Below are 16,521 nucleotides of genomic sequence, written 5' to 3'. Positions count from 1 at the left end.
AAACCTCAGTCCAGCTGCAGTTCGGGCTGGTACAGATCGAACCAGTGGTAGAGGTCCAGCGCCCGGTCGATGCCGGAGCGCTGGGCCGAGGACATCGTCGCCGGGTCCACTTCGGACACCCGGTGCAGCCAGTCCCGGTCCACCAGGGAGAACACCGGGTTGTCCCGTTCGGTCAGGGCCTCCTTGGCCTGCTGCTGCAACGCCGCCGCGTAGCCCGGGTCCTGAGTGGACGGATACGGGCTCTTGACCCGGTCACGCACCGAAGCGGGCAGGACGTGCTTCGTGGCGTGCCGCAGCAGGCTCTTTTCCCTGCCGTCGAACGTCTTCAGCGACCACGGCGTGTTGTAGACGTACTCGACGAGGCGGTGGTCGCAGAACGGCACCCGCACCTCGAGCCCGACGGCCATCGACGCCCGGTCCTTGCGGTCCAGCAGCATCCGCACGAACCGGGAGAGGTGGAGGTTGCAGACCGTCCGCATCTTCCGGTCCTGCTCGCTCTCCCCGTCGAGGTGTTCGACCTGGGCGACGGCGGTGCTGTACTGGTCGGCGATGTAACCGGGCAGGTCCAGCTTGGTCCGGACGTCCTCGCGCAGCAACGCACCCCGCTCGCTGGTGAGCCCCATCCGGAAGGCGAGCCAGGGGAACGTTCCCGAGTTCACCGCGGCTTCGTCGTGGAACCAGCGGTAGCCGCCGAAGACCTCGTCGGCGGACTCGCCGGACAGTGCCACCGTCGACTCCGCGCGGATCGCCTTGAACAGCAGGTACAGCGAGGTGTCCATGTCGCCGAGCCCGGCCGGGATGTCCCGCGCGGTCAGCACCTTGCGGCGGATCTCGGGGTCGCTGAGTTCGGCGGGGTTCAGGATGACGTCCTGGTGCTCGGAGCCGACCAGGTCCGCGACGTCGCGGATGAACGGCGAGTCCGGGGTGTCCCGCACCTCGTCCGGCTGGAAGTTCTCCTCCTGGCCCTGGAAGTCGACCGAGAACGTGCGCAGCCGCTCGCCCTGCTCGGCCAGCCGCGCCGCCGCGAGACCGGTGACGGCGCTGGAGTCGAGCCCGCCGGACAACAGGACGCAGCGGGGCACGTCCGCGATCAGCTGGCGGTGGACGATGTCGGTCATCAGCTCGCGGACCCGCTCGACCGTGGTCTCCTGGTCGTCCGTGTGCTGCTTCGCGTCGAGCTTCCAGTACGTCCGCGTGCGGATCCCGGAACGGTCGACGGTGACGATCGTGCCCGGCCCGACCTCGTGCATGCCCTTCCACAGCGACCAGCCCGGCGTCTTGGTCATGGACATCAGTTCGCGCACGCCGTCGGTGTCGACCACCTTGCGCGCCAAGGGGTTGGCGAGGATCGCCTTCGGCTCGGAGCCGAACAGGACGCCGTCCGAGGTCGGGTAGTAGTAGAACGGCTTGATGCCCATGCGGTCGCGGATCATCACGAGCTTCTCGTCGCGCTCGTCCCAGATCGCGAAGGCGTACATGCCGTTGAGGTGATCGACGACCTCGTCGCCCCACTCCAGGTAGCCGTGGAGCACGACCTCGGTGTCGCTGTCGGTCTCGAATTTGTGGCCCCGCTGGGAAAGTTCCTGGCGGAGCTCGGTGAAGTTGTACGCCTCGCCGCTGTAGACCATGGCGGCCAGTCCGGCTTCGGCCATCGGCTGCCTGCCGCCCGGCAGATCGATGATCGCGAGACGGCGGTGGCCCAGCGCCACGTTCGGCCGGACCCAGGTGCCCGAGTCGTCAGGACCACGGCACGCCATGGTCTCGGTCATCGCGTCGACGACCTCCCGGCGCTGAGTCAGATCCGTGTCGAAGGAGACCCACCCTGCGATTCCGCACATCGCTACCTCCTGGTGATTAGTTAGCACATACAACTATCCGTAACACTGGTGTAACACGCATCGACCGGCTTGTCTGCCCGAATTGCACGCTCCGTCCGCAGTGCGTCACCGTCTGTGGGACAGGTCACCGGGCATCAAGAAGTCGTAAAGGCACCCGATCGGGGCATCAAGAGGCCGTCAGGCAGAGGTCTCGAAGGCCCGTAACCAGCGCACTGTTGCGAGGTCCTGGTCACCGATGGGGTGACCTGTCCTGAGAGGTGCCTAGTGGCCGACTTGCTCTACGCCGTGCTCCTGATCGGCGTATTCGTGGTTCTCGCTCTGACCCTGCGCGGTCTGGAGAAGCTGTGACCGGCACGGGAACCGTGGCCAACGTCGTCGGCGGACTGCTGGCGCTGGGGCTGATCGTCTATTTGTTCATCGCACTGGTCAGGCCGGAGAAATTCTGATGTCAGACGTCATGGCCGGCCTCTTGCAGGCCGGCCTCCTCCTCGTCGCGCTCGCGGTGGTCTACCGGCCACTCGGCGATTACATGGCGCGCGTCTTCACTGTGTCTTCGATCGAGAAGCACACCAAGGCCGAACGCGGCCTGTACCGCCTGTTCCGGGTGAACCCCGGATCGGAACAGCACTGGAAGACCTACGCGTCGGCCGTGATCGGCTTCTCGTTCGTCTCCGTCGTCTTCCTGTACCTGCTTCAGCGGTTGCAGTCGATCCTGCCGTGGAGCCTCGGCAAGGAACCGGTCTCGCCGGCGGTCGCCTTCAACACCGCCGTCAGCTTCGTGACCAACACGAACTGGCAGTCCTACAGCCCCGAAGCGACCATGGGTCACTTCGTCCAGATGGCCGGGCTGACCGTGCAGAACTTCCTGTCCGCCGCCGTGGGCCTTTCGGTCGCCGTCGCGGTCGTCCGCGGGTTCGTCCGCGCGAAGACCGACCGCCTCGGCAACTTCTGGGTGGACCTGACCCGCGGCACGATCCGGATCCTGCTGCCGATCGCGTTCGTGGCCGCGATCGCACTGATCGCGCTCGGCGTCGTCCAGAGCCTCAAGAGCGGTGTCGACGTCCTCAATCCCGACGGTAGCACCAGCAAGATCGCCTTGGCGCCCGCCGCGAGTCAGGAAGCCATCAAGGAACTCGGCACCAACGGCGGCGGCATCTTCAACGCCAACTCCGCCCACCCGTTCGAGAACCCCAACGCCTGGACCAACCTGATCGAGATCTTCCTGATCCTGGTCATCCCGGTCTCGCTGACCCGGACGTTCGGCAAGCTCGTCGGCAACACCAAACAGGGCTACGTCCTGCTCTCGGTGATGGCCACGCTGTTCACCGCGATGCTCACGGTGACCTGGCTGTCCGAAGCCCACGCGAGCGGTCCCGCGTCCTTGGCCGCCGGGGCGAACCTGGAAGGCAAGGAACAGCGGTTCGGCATCGGCCTGAGCTCGCTGTTCGCCACCGCGACCACCGGAACGTCGACCGGCGCGGTCAACGGGGCGCACGACAGCTACAGCGGGCTCGGCGGCGGTGGGGTCCTGCTCAACATGCTGCTGGGCGAGATCTCGCCGGGTGGGGTGGGCACCGGTCTTTACGGCATCCTGGTGATGGCCGTGATCGCGATGTTCCTCGCCGGGCTGATGGTCGGCCGGACCCCGGAGTACCTGGGCAAGAAGCTCGGCAAGCGCGAGGTCACCTGCGCGGCCGTCGCCATGCTGGCGATGCCGACCGTGGTCCTGCTCGGCTCCGGTATCGCGCTCACGCTGGCCGACACCCCGGCCGCCATGACGAACTCGGGCGCGCACGGCCTCTCCGAGGTCCTTTACGCCTACGCCTCGGCGGGCAACAACAACGGCAGCGCGTTCGGCGGGCTCACCGTGACGAACGACTGGTTCCAGTCCTCGCTGTCGGTGGCGATGCTGCTCGGCCGGTTCATCCCGATCATCGCCGTGCTGTGCCTGGCCGGATCCCTTGCCTCGCAACGGAAGGTCCCGGAGACCGCGGGCACGCTGCCCACCACCGGACCGCTCTTCGGCACGATGCTCGCGGGCACGATCGTGCTCGTCGCGGCCCTCACCTTCATCCCGGCGCTCGCGCTCGGGCCCATCGCAGAGGCACTCGCATGACCGTCACTCGAGAACGAACCCCTGAAGAACTGTCGCAGCACCAGGTGGAGAACACCGGCCGGGTCGGTGTCGGGATCTTCAGTCCCCGCCAGCTGCCGACCTCCCTCCCGGAGGCGCTGCGCAAGCTGAACCCCAAGCACCAGCTGGCCAACCCGGTCATGTTCGTGGTGTGGATCGGCTCGGCGCTGACGACGGTCTTCGCCGTCACCGACCCGAGCGTGTTCACCATCCTCATCACGATCTGGCTGTGGTTCACCGTCCTGTTCGCGAACCTCGCCGAGGCCGTCGCGGAGGGCCGGGGCAAGGCGCAGGCGGAAACCCTGCGGCGCAGCAAGAAGGAGACCATCGCGCGCCGCCTCACCGAGGACGGCGACGAGGAGAACGTGCCGGGTGCCGACCTGCGCGTCGGCGACCTCGTGGTCGTCGAGGCCGGTCAGGTCATCCCGGGTGACGGCGACGTCGTCGAGGGCATCGCGACCGTCGACGAATCGGCCATCACCGGCGAATCGGCCCCGGTCATCCGCGAATCGGGCGGCGACCGGTGCGCGGTCACCGGCGGCACCACGGTGCTCTCGGACCGCGTCGTCGTGAAGATCACCACCAAACCCGGCGAGTCCTTTGTGGACCGCATGATCGCCTTGGTGGAAGGCGCTTCCCGGCAGAAGACGCCGAATGAGATCGCGCTGACGATCTTGCTCTCGACGCTCACGATCATCTTCCTGCTCGCCGTCGTGGCGCTGCAGCCGATGGCGGGCTACTCCGGCAGCCAGCAGTCCGTGATCGTCCTGACCGCGTTGCTGGTCTGCCTGATCCCGACCACGATCGGCGCACTGCTGTCCGCGATCGGCATCGCCGGGATGGACAGGCTGGTGCAGCGCAACGTGCTCGCGACGAGCGGCCGCGCGGTCGAGGCCGCAGGTGACGTCTCGACGCTGCTGCTGGACAAGACCGGCACGATCACCTTCGGCAACCGCAAGGCCACCGAGCTGGTCCCGGTCGGAACGTCCACTCCGGACGACATCGCCAAAGCGGCGAGGCTGTCCAGCCTCGCCGACGGCACGCCGGAGGGCCGCAGCATCGTCGAACTCGTCGCGAGGGAGCACGGGCTCCCGGAGACGGCGTCCGACGACGAGAAGCTCGCGGACTTCGTCGAGTTCACCGCGCAGACGCGGATGAGCGGTATCGACATCGGTGAGCGTCAGGTCCGCAAGGGGGCCACCGCCTCCGTCCGGGCGTGGGTCCGCGAACGCGGCGGTGACATGCCGGACGAGACCGAACGGGTCGTCGACGAGATCAGCCAGCAGGGCGGGACCCCGCTGGTGGTCGCGGAGTACGACGGCGCGAAAGCGTTCGTGCGCGGCGTGATCCGGCTGTCCGATGTGGTCAAACCCGGGATGAAGGAGCGGTTCGTCCAGCTCCGCGCGATGGGCATCAAGACCGTGATGATCACCGGGGACAACCCGCTGACCGCCAAGGCCATCGCGCAGGACGCGGGTGTCGACGACTACCTCGCCGAGGCCAAGCCCGAAGACAAGATGGCGCTGATCAAGAAGGAGCAGGAGGGCGGGCGGCTGGTCGCGATGACCGGCGACGGCACCAACGACGCCCCCGCGCTGGCGCAGTCCGACGTCGGCGTCGCGATGAACACCGGGACCTCCGCCGCCAAGGAGGCGGGGAACATGGTGGACCTCGACTCCGACCCGACGAAGCTGATCGAGATCGTGGAGATCGGCAAGCAGCTGCTGATCACCCGCGGCGCGCTGACCACGTTCAGCGTCGCCAACGACCTCGCGAAGTACTTCGCCATCCTGCCCGCGATGTTCACCGGCATCTTCGCCCAGCTCGGCGCGCTCAACATCATGAACCTGGCGACGCCGAAGTCGGCGATCCTGTCGGCGGTCATCTTCAACGCCCTGATCATCGTCGGGCTGATCCCGCTCGCCCTGCGCGGCGTCCGGTACAAGCCGTCCTCGGCTTCGGCGCTGCTGCGCCGGAACCTGCTGGTCTACGGCCTCGGCGGCATCGTCAGCCCGTTCCTCGGGATCTGGCTGATCGACCTGCTCGTCCGTCTCATCCCTGGAATCGGGTAATCCCATGAACGCACTGTTGAAGCAGACCCTCGCCGGGCTGCGTGTCCTGCTCGTCTTCACGGTCCTGCTGGGCGTCGTCTACCCGTTGGGAGTGTGGGCGGTCTCCCGGATCCCCGGCCTCCAAGGCAACGCCGAAGGCTCGATCATCACCCAGAACGGGCAGGCCGTCGGCTCGTCCCTGATCGGCGTCGACCCGGTCGCGGCCGACCCGGCCAAGGACCCCTGGTTCCACAACCGGCCGTCCGCGGGCTCGAAGGACGCCCTCGGCCCCGGCGACCCGTCGTCGTCCGGCGCGTCGAACAAGGGCCCGTACAACGAGGACCTGGTCGCCGCGATCGGGGAACGCAAGAAGCTCATCGCCGCCCGCGAGGGGGTCCAGGAGTCGCAGGTGCCCGCCGACGCGGTGACGACGTCGGGATCGGGGATGGATCCGGCGATCAGCGTCGCCTACGCGGACCTGCAGGTCGCCCGTGTGGCGCGGAACACCGGCCTCTCCGAGGAGAAGGTCCGGCAGCTCGTGGCGGAGAACACGGGCGGCGCCGGGATCGGTGCGCCGGGGGTCACTGTGCTGAAGGTCAACTTGGCCGTGCGCGACGCGGCCGGAGGAGCACACTGACAGACGTGGACGAGAACACGACCAAGCCGCGCCGGGGCGAGCTGAGGATCTACCTCGGCGCCGCCCCGGGCGTCGGCAAGACCTTCGCGATGCTCGGCGAGGCGCGACGCCGCCTCGACCGGGGCACCGACGTGGTCGTCGGCCTGGTCGAGACCCACGGGCGCAAGAAGACCGCGGAGCTCGTCGAGGGGCTCGAGACCATGCCTCGCCGCCGGTCCGAGCACCGGGACCACGAGTTCGAGGAGATGGACCTCGACGCGCTGCTCGCCCGCGCGCCCGAGGTCGCCGTCGTGGACGAACTCGCGCACACCAACGTGCCGGGTTCGCGCAACGAGAAGCGCTGGCAGGACATCGACGAACTGCTCGCCGCCGGGATCGACGTCCTCTCCACGGTGAACGTCCAGCACCTGCAGAGCCTCAACGACGTCGTCGAGCGGATCACCGGCGTCACCCAGCAGGAGACGGTGCCCGACGAGGTCGTGCGGCGGGCCGAGCAGCTGGAGCTGGTCGACATCACGCCCGAGGCGCTGCGGCGGCGCCTCGCGCACGGCAACGTCTACCCCGCCGAGCGGATCGACGCGGCGCTGGGCAACTACTTCCGCCCCGGCAACCTCACCGCGCTGCGGGAGCTCGCGCTGCTGTGGGTCGCCGACCAGGTCGACGTCGCCCTCCAGCGGTACCGGGCCGAGCAGAAGATCACCGACACGTGGGAAGCACGCGAACGGGTGGTCGTGTCCATCACCGGCGGCCCGGAGAGCGAGACGCTGATCCGCCGCGCGAGCCGGATCGCGAACCGCGCGGGCGCCGAACTGCAGGTGCTGCACATCCTGCGGGGGGACGGGCTGGCCGGGATGGGGCCGACGGCGGTCGGCAAGTACCGGAAGCTGACCGAAGAGGTCGGCGCGACCTTCCACACCGTCGTCGGCGACGACGTGCCGACGGCGCTGCTCGACTTCGCGCAGGGGGTGAACGCGACCCAGCTGGTCGTCGGGACCTCGCGGCGTTCGCGGGTGGCGAGGCTGTTCGACGAGGGCATCGGCGCGGCCGTGGTCCAGCGGTCCGGCCCGATCGACGTCCACATGGTCACGCACGCCCAGGCGGGCGGACGGCTGCGCGCCCGGTTCGCCCGGAGCCCGCTGACGCCGTCGCGGCGGCTGTCGGGCTGGGCGCTCGCGCTGGTGCTCCCGGCGCTGGCGACCCTGCTCGGGGTGCTGCTGCGGGACCAGCTGGACTTCTCCACCGACGTGGTCGACTACGTGCTCGCGACGGTGCTGGTCGCGCTGGTGGGCGGGCTCGGGCCCGCGCTGCTCGCGGCGGTGCTCTCGGCCGGGCTGCTGAACTTCTTCTTCACGCCGCCGCTGTACAACCTGACCGTCCACGAACCGCGCAACGTGATCACCCTGGTCGCGATGGTGCTGGTGGCGATCCTCGTCGCGGCCGTCGTCGACACCGCCGCGAGGCGGGCCACCCAGGCCGCGCGGGCGCGGACCGAGGCGGCGCTGCTCGCCTCGTACGCGCGCACCGTGCTCACCCACACCAACCCGATCGAGCGGCTGCTGGAGAAGGTCCGCGAGAACTTCGGGATGACTTCGGTGACCCTGCTGGAAAAGCGGGACGGGAAGTGGAAACGGGTGGCGAGCGCCGGCACGGATCCCTGCGCCGACCCGGATCAGGCCGACGCCGACATCGCGGTCACCGCCGACGTCCACCTGACGCTGCGGGGACGCGCGCTGCCCGCTTCGGACCGGGGAGTGCTGGAAGCCGTCGCCGGGCAGGCGTTGCTCGCGCTGCGGCAGCAGCGGACGGCGAAGGCGGCCGTCCGCGCCGAACGCAAGGCCGAGGCGACCGAACTGCGCACGGCGTTGCTGTCGGCCGTGGGACACGACCTCCGCACGCCGCTGACGTCGATCAAGGCGTCCATCGGCAGCCTGCGCGCGACCGACATCTCACTGTCCGAAGAGGACACGGACGAACTGCTGGAAGCGATCGAGGAGTCGGCGGACCGGCTCGCCGGGCTGATCGACAACCTGCTCGACTCCTCCCGGCTGGCGACCGGCGCGGTCCGCCCGCATCTGCGCCCGGTCGGCTTCGACGAGGTCGTCTCGCACGCCCTGTCCAATGTGGACAACTCGGATTCGGTGGTGGTCGCGATCGACGCGCGGCTGCCGTCGGTCTGCGCCGATCCCGGACTGCTGGAACGGGTGGTGGCGAACGTGATCGACAACGCGCTGCGGCACGGCGTCTCCGGCGAGCCGGTGGCCGCGCGCGCCAGCACGCATTCGGAGCACGTCGAACTGCGCATCATCGACCACGGCAAGGGGCTCAAGAAGGGCACCGCGGACTCGGCTTTCGCGCCCTTCCAACGGCTCGGGGGAGACCGGGACAACGTGCCCGGCGTGGGACTGGGGCTGTCGGTCGCCAAGGGGTTCACCGAGGCGATGGGCGGGCGGATCCGGGCGGAGGACACGCCCGGCGGCGGGCTCACCGTCGTCATCTCGCTGCCCGCATATGTTGGTCAGGATCCCGAAAAGAACCTCCTCGCTTTCGACGACGAGGCTCTCGACAACGAAGAGGGGGAACGGGTGCGATGAACGCAGAAACCGCGTCGGCGACCGTTCTGGTCGTCGACGACGAACCACAGATCGTGCGAGCCCTGCGGATCAACCTGTCGGCCCGCGGCTACAAGGTGATCACCGCGCACGACGGGACGGCCGCGCTGAAGGCCGTCGCCGAGACCAAACCCGACGTCGTCGTGCTCGACCTCGGCCTGCCCGATCTCGACGGTACCGAAGTGATCGCCGGGCTCCGCGGCTGGACGACGGTGCCGATCATCGTGCTGTCCGCGCGCGGCGACTCGGCCGACAAGGTACAGGCCCTCGACGCCGGCGCCGACGACTACGTCACCAAACCCTTCGGCATGGACGAGCTCCTGGCACGCCTGCGCGCGGCGGTGCGGCGTTCGGCGGCGTCCAGTGTGGACGGTGCGGACGCGGTGGTGGACACGGGATCGTTCCGCATCGACCTGGCGGCCAAGAAGGTTCGCCGCGACGGCAAGGAAGTGCACCTCACCAAAACCGAATGGGGCGTGCTGGAACTGCTGGTGCGCAACCGGGGACGGCTGGTGGCGCAGAAGCAGCTGCTGCACGAGGTGTGGGGTCCTTCGTACGAGACCGAGTCGCACTATCTGCGGGTGTACCTGGCGCAGCTGCGGCGGAAGCTGGAACCGGAACCCTCGCGGCCGCGGCACCTGCTGACGGAACCGGGGATGGGGTACCGGTTCGAGATGTGAGCGCGGTTTTCGTCCGGTCCTGGATGCTATGAAAGGCCCGTTACTTGCAAATTTTGCAAGTAACGGGCCTTTCATAGCATGTGGTGAGGCCTACCGAGCCGCGCTCGTGGACGTGTCGGTACCGGAGACACTGGACCGGCCCGAGGTCGACTCGCTCGGGGCGCCGCTCGTGCTGGAACCGCCGCCGGGCGGGCTTTCGCCCGTGGTGGTCGTGGTGGGCGGCGTTGTCGGCGGGGTGGTCGACGTATTCGGAGTCGTACCCGGTGTCGTCGGCTTCGTCGTCGGCGGCTTGGTGGGAGGCGTCGTCGGCGGCAGCACCGTGTGCGGTGGCTCGCCGCCGCCGGGGTTCGGCGGCACCACCGGGGGCGGGGTGACGACGCTGGTCGTCTCCTTGCCGTCCGGGCCGACCGAGGTCACCGTGGTCGGCGGGGTGGAGCTGGAGGCCGCGCCGGGGACCGGCGAGCCGCTGACGGTCATCGGGCCGCCGGGGACGGCGTTGCCCGGGACCAGCTGGACACCGGCGGGCGTGCCCTGCCCGCCGGGGACGCCGGTGCCGCCCGCGGTGGCCGAGACGCCGGGGCCCGCCAGTTCGGCGATCGCGGCGAAGGCCGTCGCCACCACGAGGCCGCTGACGCCGAGTACGGCGTAGCCGGCGCGGTTGAGCTTGCCGGTGGCGCCGCGCGGGGGTGCCACGGACACGCGTGCGCTCGAATCAGACCCGTCGGGACGGGGCATGTGCTGGCTCCTCGGATGGGGGACTTCGGGGAGTTGAAACGGCTGATGAGAGAAACAGCGCGCCGTCTCCGGCTACCCGGGCGAGGTAGCCCAAAGTGGGGACCCGGCGCGGAGATTATCACCGCCGCTTCACCGTCTGCGAACGACGGCGAACGTTGTGTTCACCCTCCGCGTTCATTCGGATGGTGCACGATAGGTGTCGTGAGTGAGGAAGAAACGCACATCAGGCTGACAGCGTGGGTGCACGGCCGGGTCCAGGGTGTCGGTTTCCGCTGGTGGACCCGCAGCCGGGCGCTCGAGCTGGGGCTCGTGGGCAGCGCGGGCAATCTGGCCGACGGCCGTGTCGAGGTGGTAGCGGAGGGTGTCCGTGAACACTGTGAGCGGCTTTTGACCGCTCTACGGTCGGGAGAATCACCCGGTAGTGTGGATCGCGTCGTCGAGCGCTGGTCGCCGGCGAAAGGCGGGATCCGCGGGTTCGTGGAGCGCTGAAGCCCCCGCGTCCCACGATCACCCTGAGCGCACAGGTAGCCTGGCCCGATTGAACGACCGGTTCCCGCAGCCTAGAGGGGTCAGCACGACGTGCACCTGAAGAGCCTGACGCTCAAGGGCTTCAAGTCCTTCGCCTCGGCGACGACGTTGCGTTTCGAGCCGGGCATCACCTGTGTGGTCGGGCCGAACGGCTCCGGCAAGTCGAACGTCCTCGACGCGCTCCGCTGGGTCATGGGCACCCAGGGCGCGAAGGACCTGCGCGGCGGCAAGATGGAGGACGTCATCTTCGCCGGGACCGCCGGCCGCGCCCCGCTCGGGCGCGCCGAGGTCACGCTCACCATCGACAACGCCGACGGCGCGCTGCCCATCGAGTACTCCGAGGTCTCGATCACCCGCCGGATGTTCCGCGACGGCGCGAGCGAGTACGAGATCAACGGCGACCGCTGCCGTCTGATGGACGTCCAAGAGCTGCTGTCGGACTCCGGTATCGGCCGCGAGATGCACGTCATCGTCGGGCAGGGGCAGCTTTCGGCGATCCTCGAATCCAAGCCCGAGGAGCGCCGCGCCTTCATCGAAGAGGCCGCAGGCGTCCTCAAGCACCGCAAGCGCAAGGAACAGACCCTGCGCAAGCTCGCGAACATGCAGGGCAACCTCGACCGGCTCGGCGACCTCACCACCGAGCTCCGCCGCCAGCTCAAACCGCTGGGCAAACAGGCCGAGATCGCCCGCAAGGCGCAGTGGGTGCAGTCCGAACTGCGCGACGCCCGGCTGCGGCTGTTCGCCCACGACCTGGTCACCCAGCGCTCGGGCCTCGCCAAGGAAGAGGCCGACGAGCGGGTCGCCCGTCAGCGCCGGACCGAGGTCGAGCAGGCACTGGAGATCGTCGCCGCCGAGGAAGCCGAGCTCGAGGCCTCGCTCGCCGAGGACGCGCCGCGCCTGGCCGCGGCCCAGGAGACTTGGTACAAGCTTTCCGCGTTGACGGAGCGGTTGCGCGGCACCGTGCGGCTCGCACTGGAGCGTCAGCGGCACCTGTCGTCCGACGTGCAGCAGGCGAGCACCGGCCGCGACCCCGACGAGCTGCTCGCCGAGGCCGAGCACGTCGCCGAGCAGGAGCAGGAGCTCAACGAGGCCGTCGCCGAGGCACGCATGGTGCTCTCGGAGACCGTCCAGAAGCGTGAACAGCTCGAACACCTCGTCCAGGCCGCCGAGCGCGCGCACATGGCCGCCGTCCGCGCCATCGCCGACAGGCGGGAAGGGCTGGCGAAACTCGCCGGTCAGGTCGAGGCGCTGCGCAGCAAGAACGGTGCCACCTCCGACGAGATCGACAGGCTCACCGTGTCGCTCGAAGAGGCCGCCGAGCGCGCGGAGATCGCCGTCGAGGAACTCGAAGAAGCCAAGGCCGAGGGCGGCGTCGAGGAATCCGACGACGTCGACCTCCAGGCCCACCACGACCGCACGGTGGAGGCCAACAACGCCGCCAAGGCGCGGGTCGAGGAACTGGTCAAGGCCGAGCGGACCGCCGAGCGCGAGATCGCGTCGGAGAAGGCGCGCGTCGAGGCGCTGTCGATGGGCTTGCGCCGCAAGGACGGCGCCGGGGCGCTGCTCGGCGCGCAGCACGAACTGCCGGGACTGCTCGGCTCGGTGGCCGCGCTGCTCACCGTCGAGGCGGGCCACGAGGTCGCGCTGGCCGCGGCGCTCGGCCCGGTCGCCGACGCGGTCGCGGTCAACGGCGGCGCCGACGCGCTCGCCGCGTTGAAGTTCTTGAAGGACAACGACTCCGGCCGTGCGGGCATCCTGCTCGGCGGGCTCGAGTCCGTTGTGGACACCAGTGCTTGGCCGTCGCTGCCCCAGGGCGCGCGCTGGGCACGCGAAGTGGTTTCGGCGCCGCCCGCGCTGCGCTCCGCCGTCGAGCACGCGCTCGACCGGGTGGCCATTGTGGACGGTCTGGAGTCCGCGCGCCGCCTCGTCGAGGTGTATCCCGAGGTCAGCACGGTCACGCCCGAGGGCGACGTCTTCGGCGCCCGCTGGGCGGTCGGTGGTTCCGCCCGCAGCGAGAGCGTCATCGAAATCCAGGCCGCCGTCGACGAGGCGGGCGATCGGCTGCACGCCGCCGAACGCGCGCTGGAACGCGCCGCTGCGGAACTCGAAGGCGCCCGCGCCGGACAGCAGGCCCGGCGCGAAGAGGTCGGCAGGGCCAAGGACGCGCTCGGTGACGCGAAGGTCCGCAAGGCCCGCTCGTCCGAGCGCCTGAACCGGATGCAGCAGGCCGCGCGTGCCGCGCAGGCCGAGATGGACCGGCTGAGCAACCAGCGTGCCAAGGTGGAGCAGAGCCGCGAAGAGGCGCTGCGGCAGCTCGCCGAGCTCGAAGAGCGGCTGGCCGCCGTCGCCGATCAGGAGATCGACGAGGATCCGGACACCGCCGAGCGCGATCAGGCCGCCGAAGACCTCGGCACGGTCCGCCAGGAGGAGATGGAGTCCCGGCTCGCGCTGCGCACCGCCGAAGAGCGCGCGCGGAGCATCCAGGGCAAGGCCGAATCGCTCCGCCGTGCCGCGCACGCCGAGCGGCAGGCCCGTGAACGCGCCGAAAAGTCCAGGGCGGCAAGGAAACGCGGCGCCGAGATCGCCAACGCGGTGGTCAACGGCGGCGAGATCGCGCTGGAGCGCATCGAGGTCTCCGTGCAGCGCGCCGCCCACGAGCGGGACGAGGCGCAGGCGCAGCGGCAGTCGCGGGAGACCGCGCTGACCCAGGTCCGCAGCAAGGTCCGCGAGCTGACCGGCGAGCTGGAGAAGCTCACCGACGCCGTGCACCGCGACGAGGTGCTGCGCGCCGAGCAGCGGTTGCGCCTGGAGCAGCTCGAAACCAAGATCGCCGAGGACTTCGGCATCGGCCTCGAGGACCTCGTCTCCGAGTACGGCCCGGACATCCCCGTGCCGCCGAGCGCGGGGGAGATGGCCGAGTACGAGGCCGCCAAGGAACGCGGCGAAGACGTCACCCAGCCGCCGCCGATGCCGTTCGACCGTGACACCCAGGCTCGCCGGGCGAAGCGCGCGGAGAAGGACCTGAGCCTGCTGGGCAAGGTCAACCCGCTGGCGCTGGAAGAGTTCGCGGCGCTGGAGGAGCGGTACAAGTTCCTCTCGACCCAGCTCGAAGACCTCAAGGACACCCGCAAGGACCTCGAAGCCGTCATCAAGCAGGTCGACGAAAAGATCCTCGAGGTCTTCGAGTCGGCGTACGAGGACGTCGCTCGCGAGTTCGAGACCGTGTTCAGCGTGCTGTTCCCGGGCGGCGAGGGCCGCATGGTGCTCACGCAGCCCAACGACCTGCTCTCCACCGGCGTCGACGTCGAAGCGCGCCCGCCGGGCAAGAAGGTCAAGCGGCTCTCGCTGCTCTCCGGTGGTGAGAAGTCGCTCGTCGCCGTCGGCATGCTGGTGGCGATCTTCCGCGCCCGGCCTTCGCCCTTCTACGTCATGGACGAGGTCGAGGCCGCGCTCGATGACACCAACATGCGACGGCTGATCGGGCTGCTGGAGCAGCTGCGGGACTCTTCGCAGCTGATCATCATCACCCACCAGAAGCCGACCATGGAGATCGCCGACGCCCTGTACGGCGTTTCGATGCAGGGCGACGGCATCACCAAGGTGATCTCGCAGCGGCTCCGTACCTCGGAAGAGGACCCGGTTCCTGCCTAGCGGAATGCTATGAAAGGCCCGTTACTTGCAAAATTTGCAAGTAACGGGCCTTTCATAGCATTCCGGGGCCTAAACCGAAGAGGACTCCTTCACCTCTTCGGCGAGCGGGTCCGCGCTGCTGTGCCGCAGCGAGAGCAACCCGCCCACCACGAGCGTGATCACCACGCCGCACAGCGTGTACCAGGGCCAGGCCAGCGCCACCGTGTTCCCCGACGCCTTGCTGAAGTCGACCCCGATCAGGCTGCCGTCCGGCTTGTTGAACTTGACGCCCAGGATAATGAACGCCATCACGACCACCGTCGAAACGAACGCCACGATCGCGTCCACCTGCCTGGCCCGCTTGAACAACAGGCCCAAGAGGAACGCGCCGAGCAGCGCGCCGTAGGTGTAGCCGGTGATGCCGAGCGCCTGCACCACGATCGGATCGGCCGAGGTCTTGTTGGAGGAGGCGAAGAAACCCGCGCACAGGATCAGCGCGCCCGCCCAGACGATCGTCCAGATCCGGCCGTGCCGCAGCCTGTCGGCTTCGGGCAGCTGCCTGCCGATCACCCGTTCGTAGACGTCGGTCACCGTGGACGAGGCCAGTGCGCCGAGCGACGAACTCAGTGCGGCGGCGAGGATCCCGGCGATCACGAAGCCCGACAGCCCGCTCGGCAGATCGTTGACGATGAAGTTCGCGAACAGTTCGTCCTTGTTGGCCAGCCCGAGGCCCTCCGGCTTCGGCTTGGTCGGGTTCAGGCCGTTGTACAGCGCCCACAGCAGGACACCGATGAACAGGAACAGCGCGAACTGGATGAACACCACGAAACCGCTGGCGACCAAGGCCTTCCGCGCGGCGCGCAGGTCGTTGGTGGACTGCAGGCGTTGCACGATCAGCTGGTCCGAGCCGTGCGACGCCATCGAGAGCACCGCGCCGCCGATCACCGCGGTGAAGAACGCGTACTGCCCGGTGAGCATGTTCGAGGAGAAGTCGAAGATCTGGAACTTGTTGGCGTCGACGGCCTTGCCGAACCAGCCGTCGGGCAGCCTGCTGGAGATCGCCCAGATCACCACGACCGCGCCGAGGATGTACCAGAGCATCTGGATCGCGTCGACCCAGACGACCGCGCGGACCCCGCCGAAGAAGCTGTAGAGCACCATGGCGATCCCGAGCCCGATCACGATGGTCCAGTACGAGACGGTCAGGCCGTAGGCCGCCATCACCACCTTGATCGGGATCGCGGTGGCGAACAGCCGGATCCCGTCGGCCAGCGTGCGGGTGAGCAGGAAGGTCACCGACGCGGTGCCCTGCAGTCCGCTGCCGAACCGTTTCCCCAGGAAGGCGTACGCGGTGACCAGGTTGCCCGCCACGTAGCGCGGCAGCAGCACCATCGACACCACGATCCGGCCCGCGATGTAGCCGATCGCCAGTGCGAGGTACGTCATCCCGCCGTCTCCGGGGGCGGCGATGTAGGCCACCGTCGGCACGGAAAGCACGGTGAGGGTGGAAGTCTCCGCGGAGACCACCGAAAGGCAGGCCACCCACCAGGAGATCTTGCCTTCGCCGACGAAGTAGTCCGAGCCGGATTTCTGTTTACCGCCGATCCAGACGCCCAGCAGGGGCATGCCGACCAGAAAAAGCCCGATGATCGCGAGGTCAAGTGCGCGCATCCGTATCT

11 protein-coding genes are annotated in these 16,521 nt (G+C 68.9%); 8 read left to right on the top strand and 3 right to left on the bottom strand.

From position 1 onward, the window contains the following. Window positions 1-5 precede the first annotated feature (5 nt). Window positions 6-1,838 (bottom strand): asparagine synthase (glutamine-hydrolyzing), encoded by a 1,833-nt coding sequence (gene asnB, locus BKN51_RS23810; RefSeq protein ID WP_101609703.1) that lies wholly within the window; start codon window positions 1,836-1,838, stop codon window positions 6-8. 344 nt (window positions 1,839-2,182) lie between these two features. Here asnB and kdpF point away from each other — a divergent pair, with 344 nt between their 5' ends. The 6 genes from kdpF to BKN51_RS23780 are packed head-to-tail and all read left to right on the top strand — an operon-like array spanning window position 2,183 to window position 9,949. Further along, window positions 2,183-2,284, top strand: coding sequence for a K(+)-transporting ATPase subunit F (gene kdpF, locus BKN51_RS23805; RefSeq protein ID WP_020630647.1), 102 nt, complete (start codon window positions 2,183-2,185; stop codon window positions 2,282-2,284). Beyond that, window positions 2,284-3,954 (top strand): potassium-transporting ATPase subunit KdpA, encoded by a 1,671-nt coding sequence (gene kdpA, locus BKN51_RS23800; protein WP_101609702.1) that lies wholly within the window; start codon window positions 2,284-2,286, stop codon window positions 3,952-3,954. The genes kdpF and kdpA overlap by 1 nt, the downstream gene beginning before the upstream one ends. Further along, entirely contained in the window at window positions 3,951-6,044 is a 2,094-nt protein-coding gene (gene kdpB / locus BKN51_RS23795) for a potassium-transporting ATPase subunit KdpB (protein ID WP_101609701.1), read from the top strand. The genes kdpA and kdpB overlap by 4 nt, the downstream gene beginning before the upstream one ends. A gap of 4 nt (window positions 6,045-6,048) precedes the next feature. Continuing rightward, a complete protein-coding gene (locus BKN51_RS23790) occupies window positions 6,049-6,660 on the top strand; it encodes a potassium-transporting ATPase subunit C (RefSeq protein ID WP_101609700.1) in 612 nt (203 codons plus the stop codon). Between the two features lie 5 nt (window positions 6,661-6,665). Continuing rightward, window positions 6,666-9,251 (top strand): sensor histidine kinase, encoded by a 2,586-nt coding sequence (locus BKN51_RS23785; RefSeq protein ID WP_101609699.1) that lies wholly within the window; start codon window positions 6,666-6,668, stop codon window positions 9,249-9,251. After that, entirely contained in the window at window positions 9,248-9,949 is a 702-nt protein-coding gene (locus BKN51_RS23780) for a response regulator (protein WP_101609698.1), read from the top strand. The genes BKN51_RS23785 and BKN51_RS23780 overlap by 4 nt, the downstream gene beginning before the upstream one ends. 90 nt (window positions 9,950-10,039) lie before the next feature. Here BKN51_RS23780 and BKN51_RS43265 read toward each other — a convergent pair whose 3' ends face one another. Then, the gene (locus tag BKN51_RS43265; protein ID WP_158255740.1) at window positions 10,040-10,684 is read right to left on the bottom strand and encodes a hypothetical protein; all 645 of its coding nucleotides are present in this window, start codon (window positions 10,682-10,684) and stop codon (window positions 10,040-10,042) included. A 201-nt stretch (window positions 10,685-10,885) separates the two neighbouring features. On the opposite strand from BKN51_RS43265, the gene BKN51_RS23770 reads away from it, so the two are divergent. Both BKN51_RS23770 and smc read left to right on the top strand, forming a co-directional pair. Beyond that, window positions 10,886-11,173, top strand: coding sequence for an acylphosphatase (locus tag BKN51_RS23770; protein ID WP_101609697.1), 288 nt, complete (start codon window positions 10,886-10,888; stop codon window positions 11,171-11,173). A gap of 90 nt (window positions 11,174-11,263) precedes the next feature. Then, complete coding sequence (smc, locus tag BKN51_RS23765) at window positions 11,264-14,863, top strand: chromosome segregation protein SMC (protein ID WP_101609696.1); 3,600 nt, start codon at window positions 11,264-11,266, stop codon at window positions 14,861-14,863. 69 nt (window positions 14,864-14,932) lie between these two features. Here the strand turns inward: smc and BKN51_RS23760 are convergent, their stop codons facing one another. Then, window positions 14,933-16,513 (bottom strand): sodium:solute symporter, encoded by a 1,581-nt coding sequence (locus BKN51_RS23760; RefSeq protein ID WP_101609695.1) that lies wholly within the window; start codon window positions 16,511-16,513, stop codon window positions 14,933-14,935. Window positions 16,514-16,521: the final 8 nt, after the last annotated feature.

Origin of the sequence: Amycolatopsis sp. BJA-103, assembly GCF_002849735.1 — a bacterium.
Classification (GTDB): domain Bacteria; phylum Actinomycetota; class Actinomycetes; order Mycobacteriales; family Pseudonocardiaceae; genus Amycolatopsis.
This window is presented reverse-complemented; position numbering and strand designations above follow the sequence as displayed.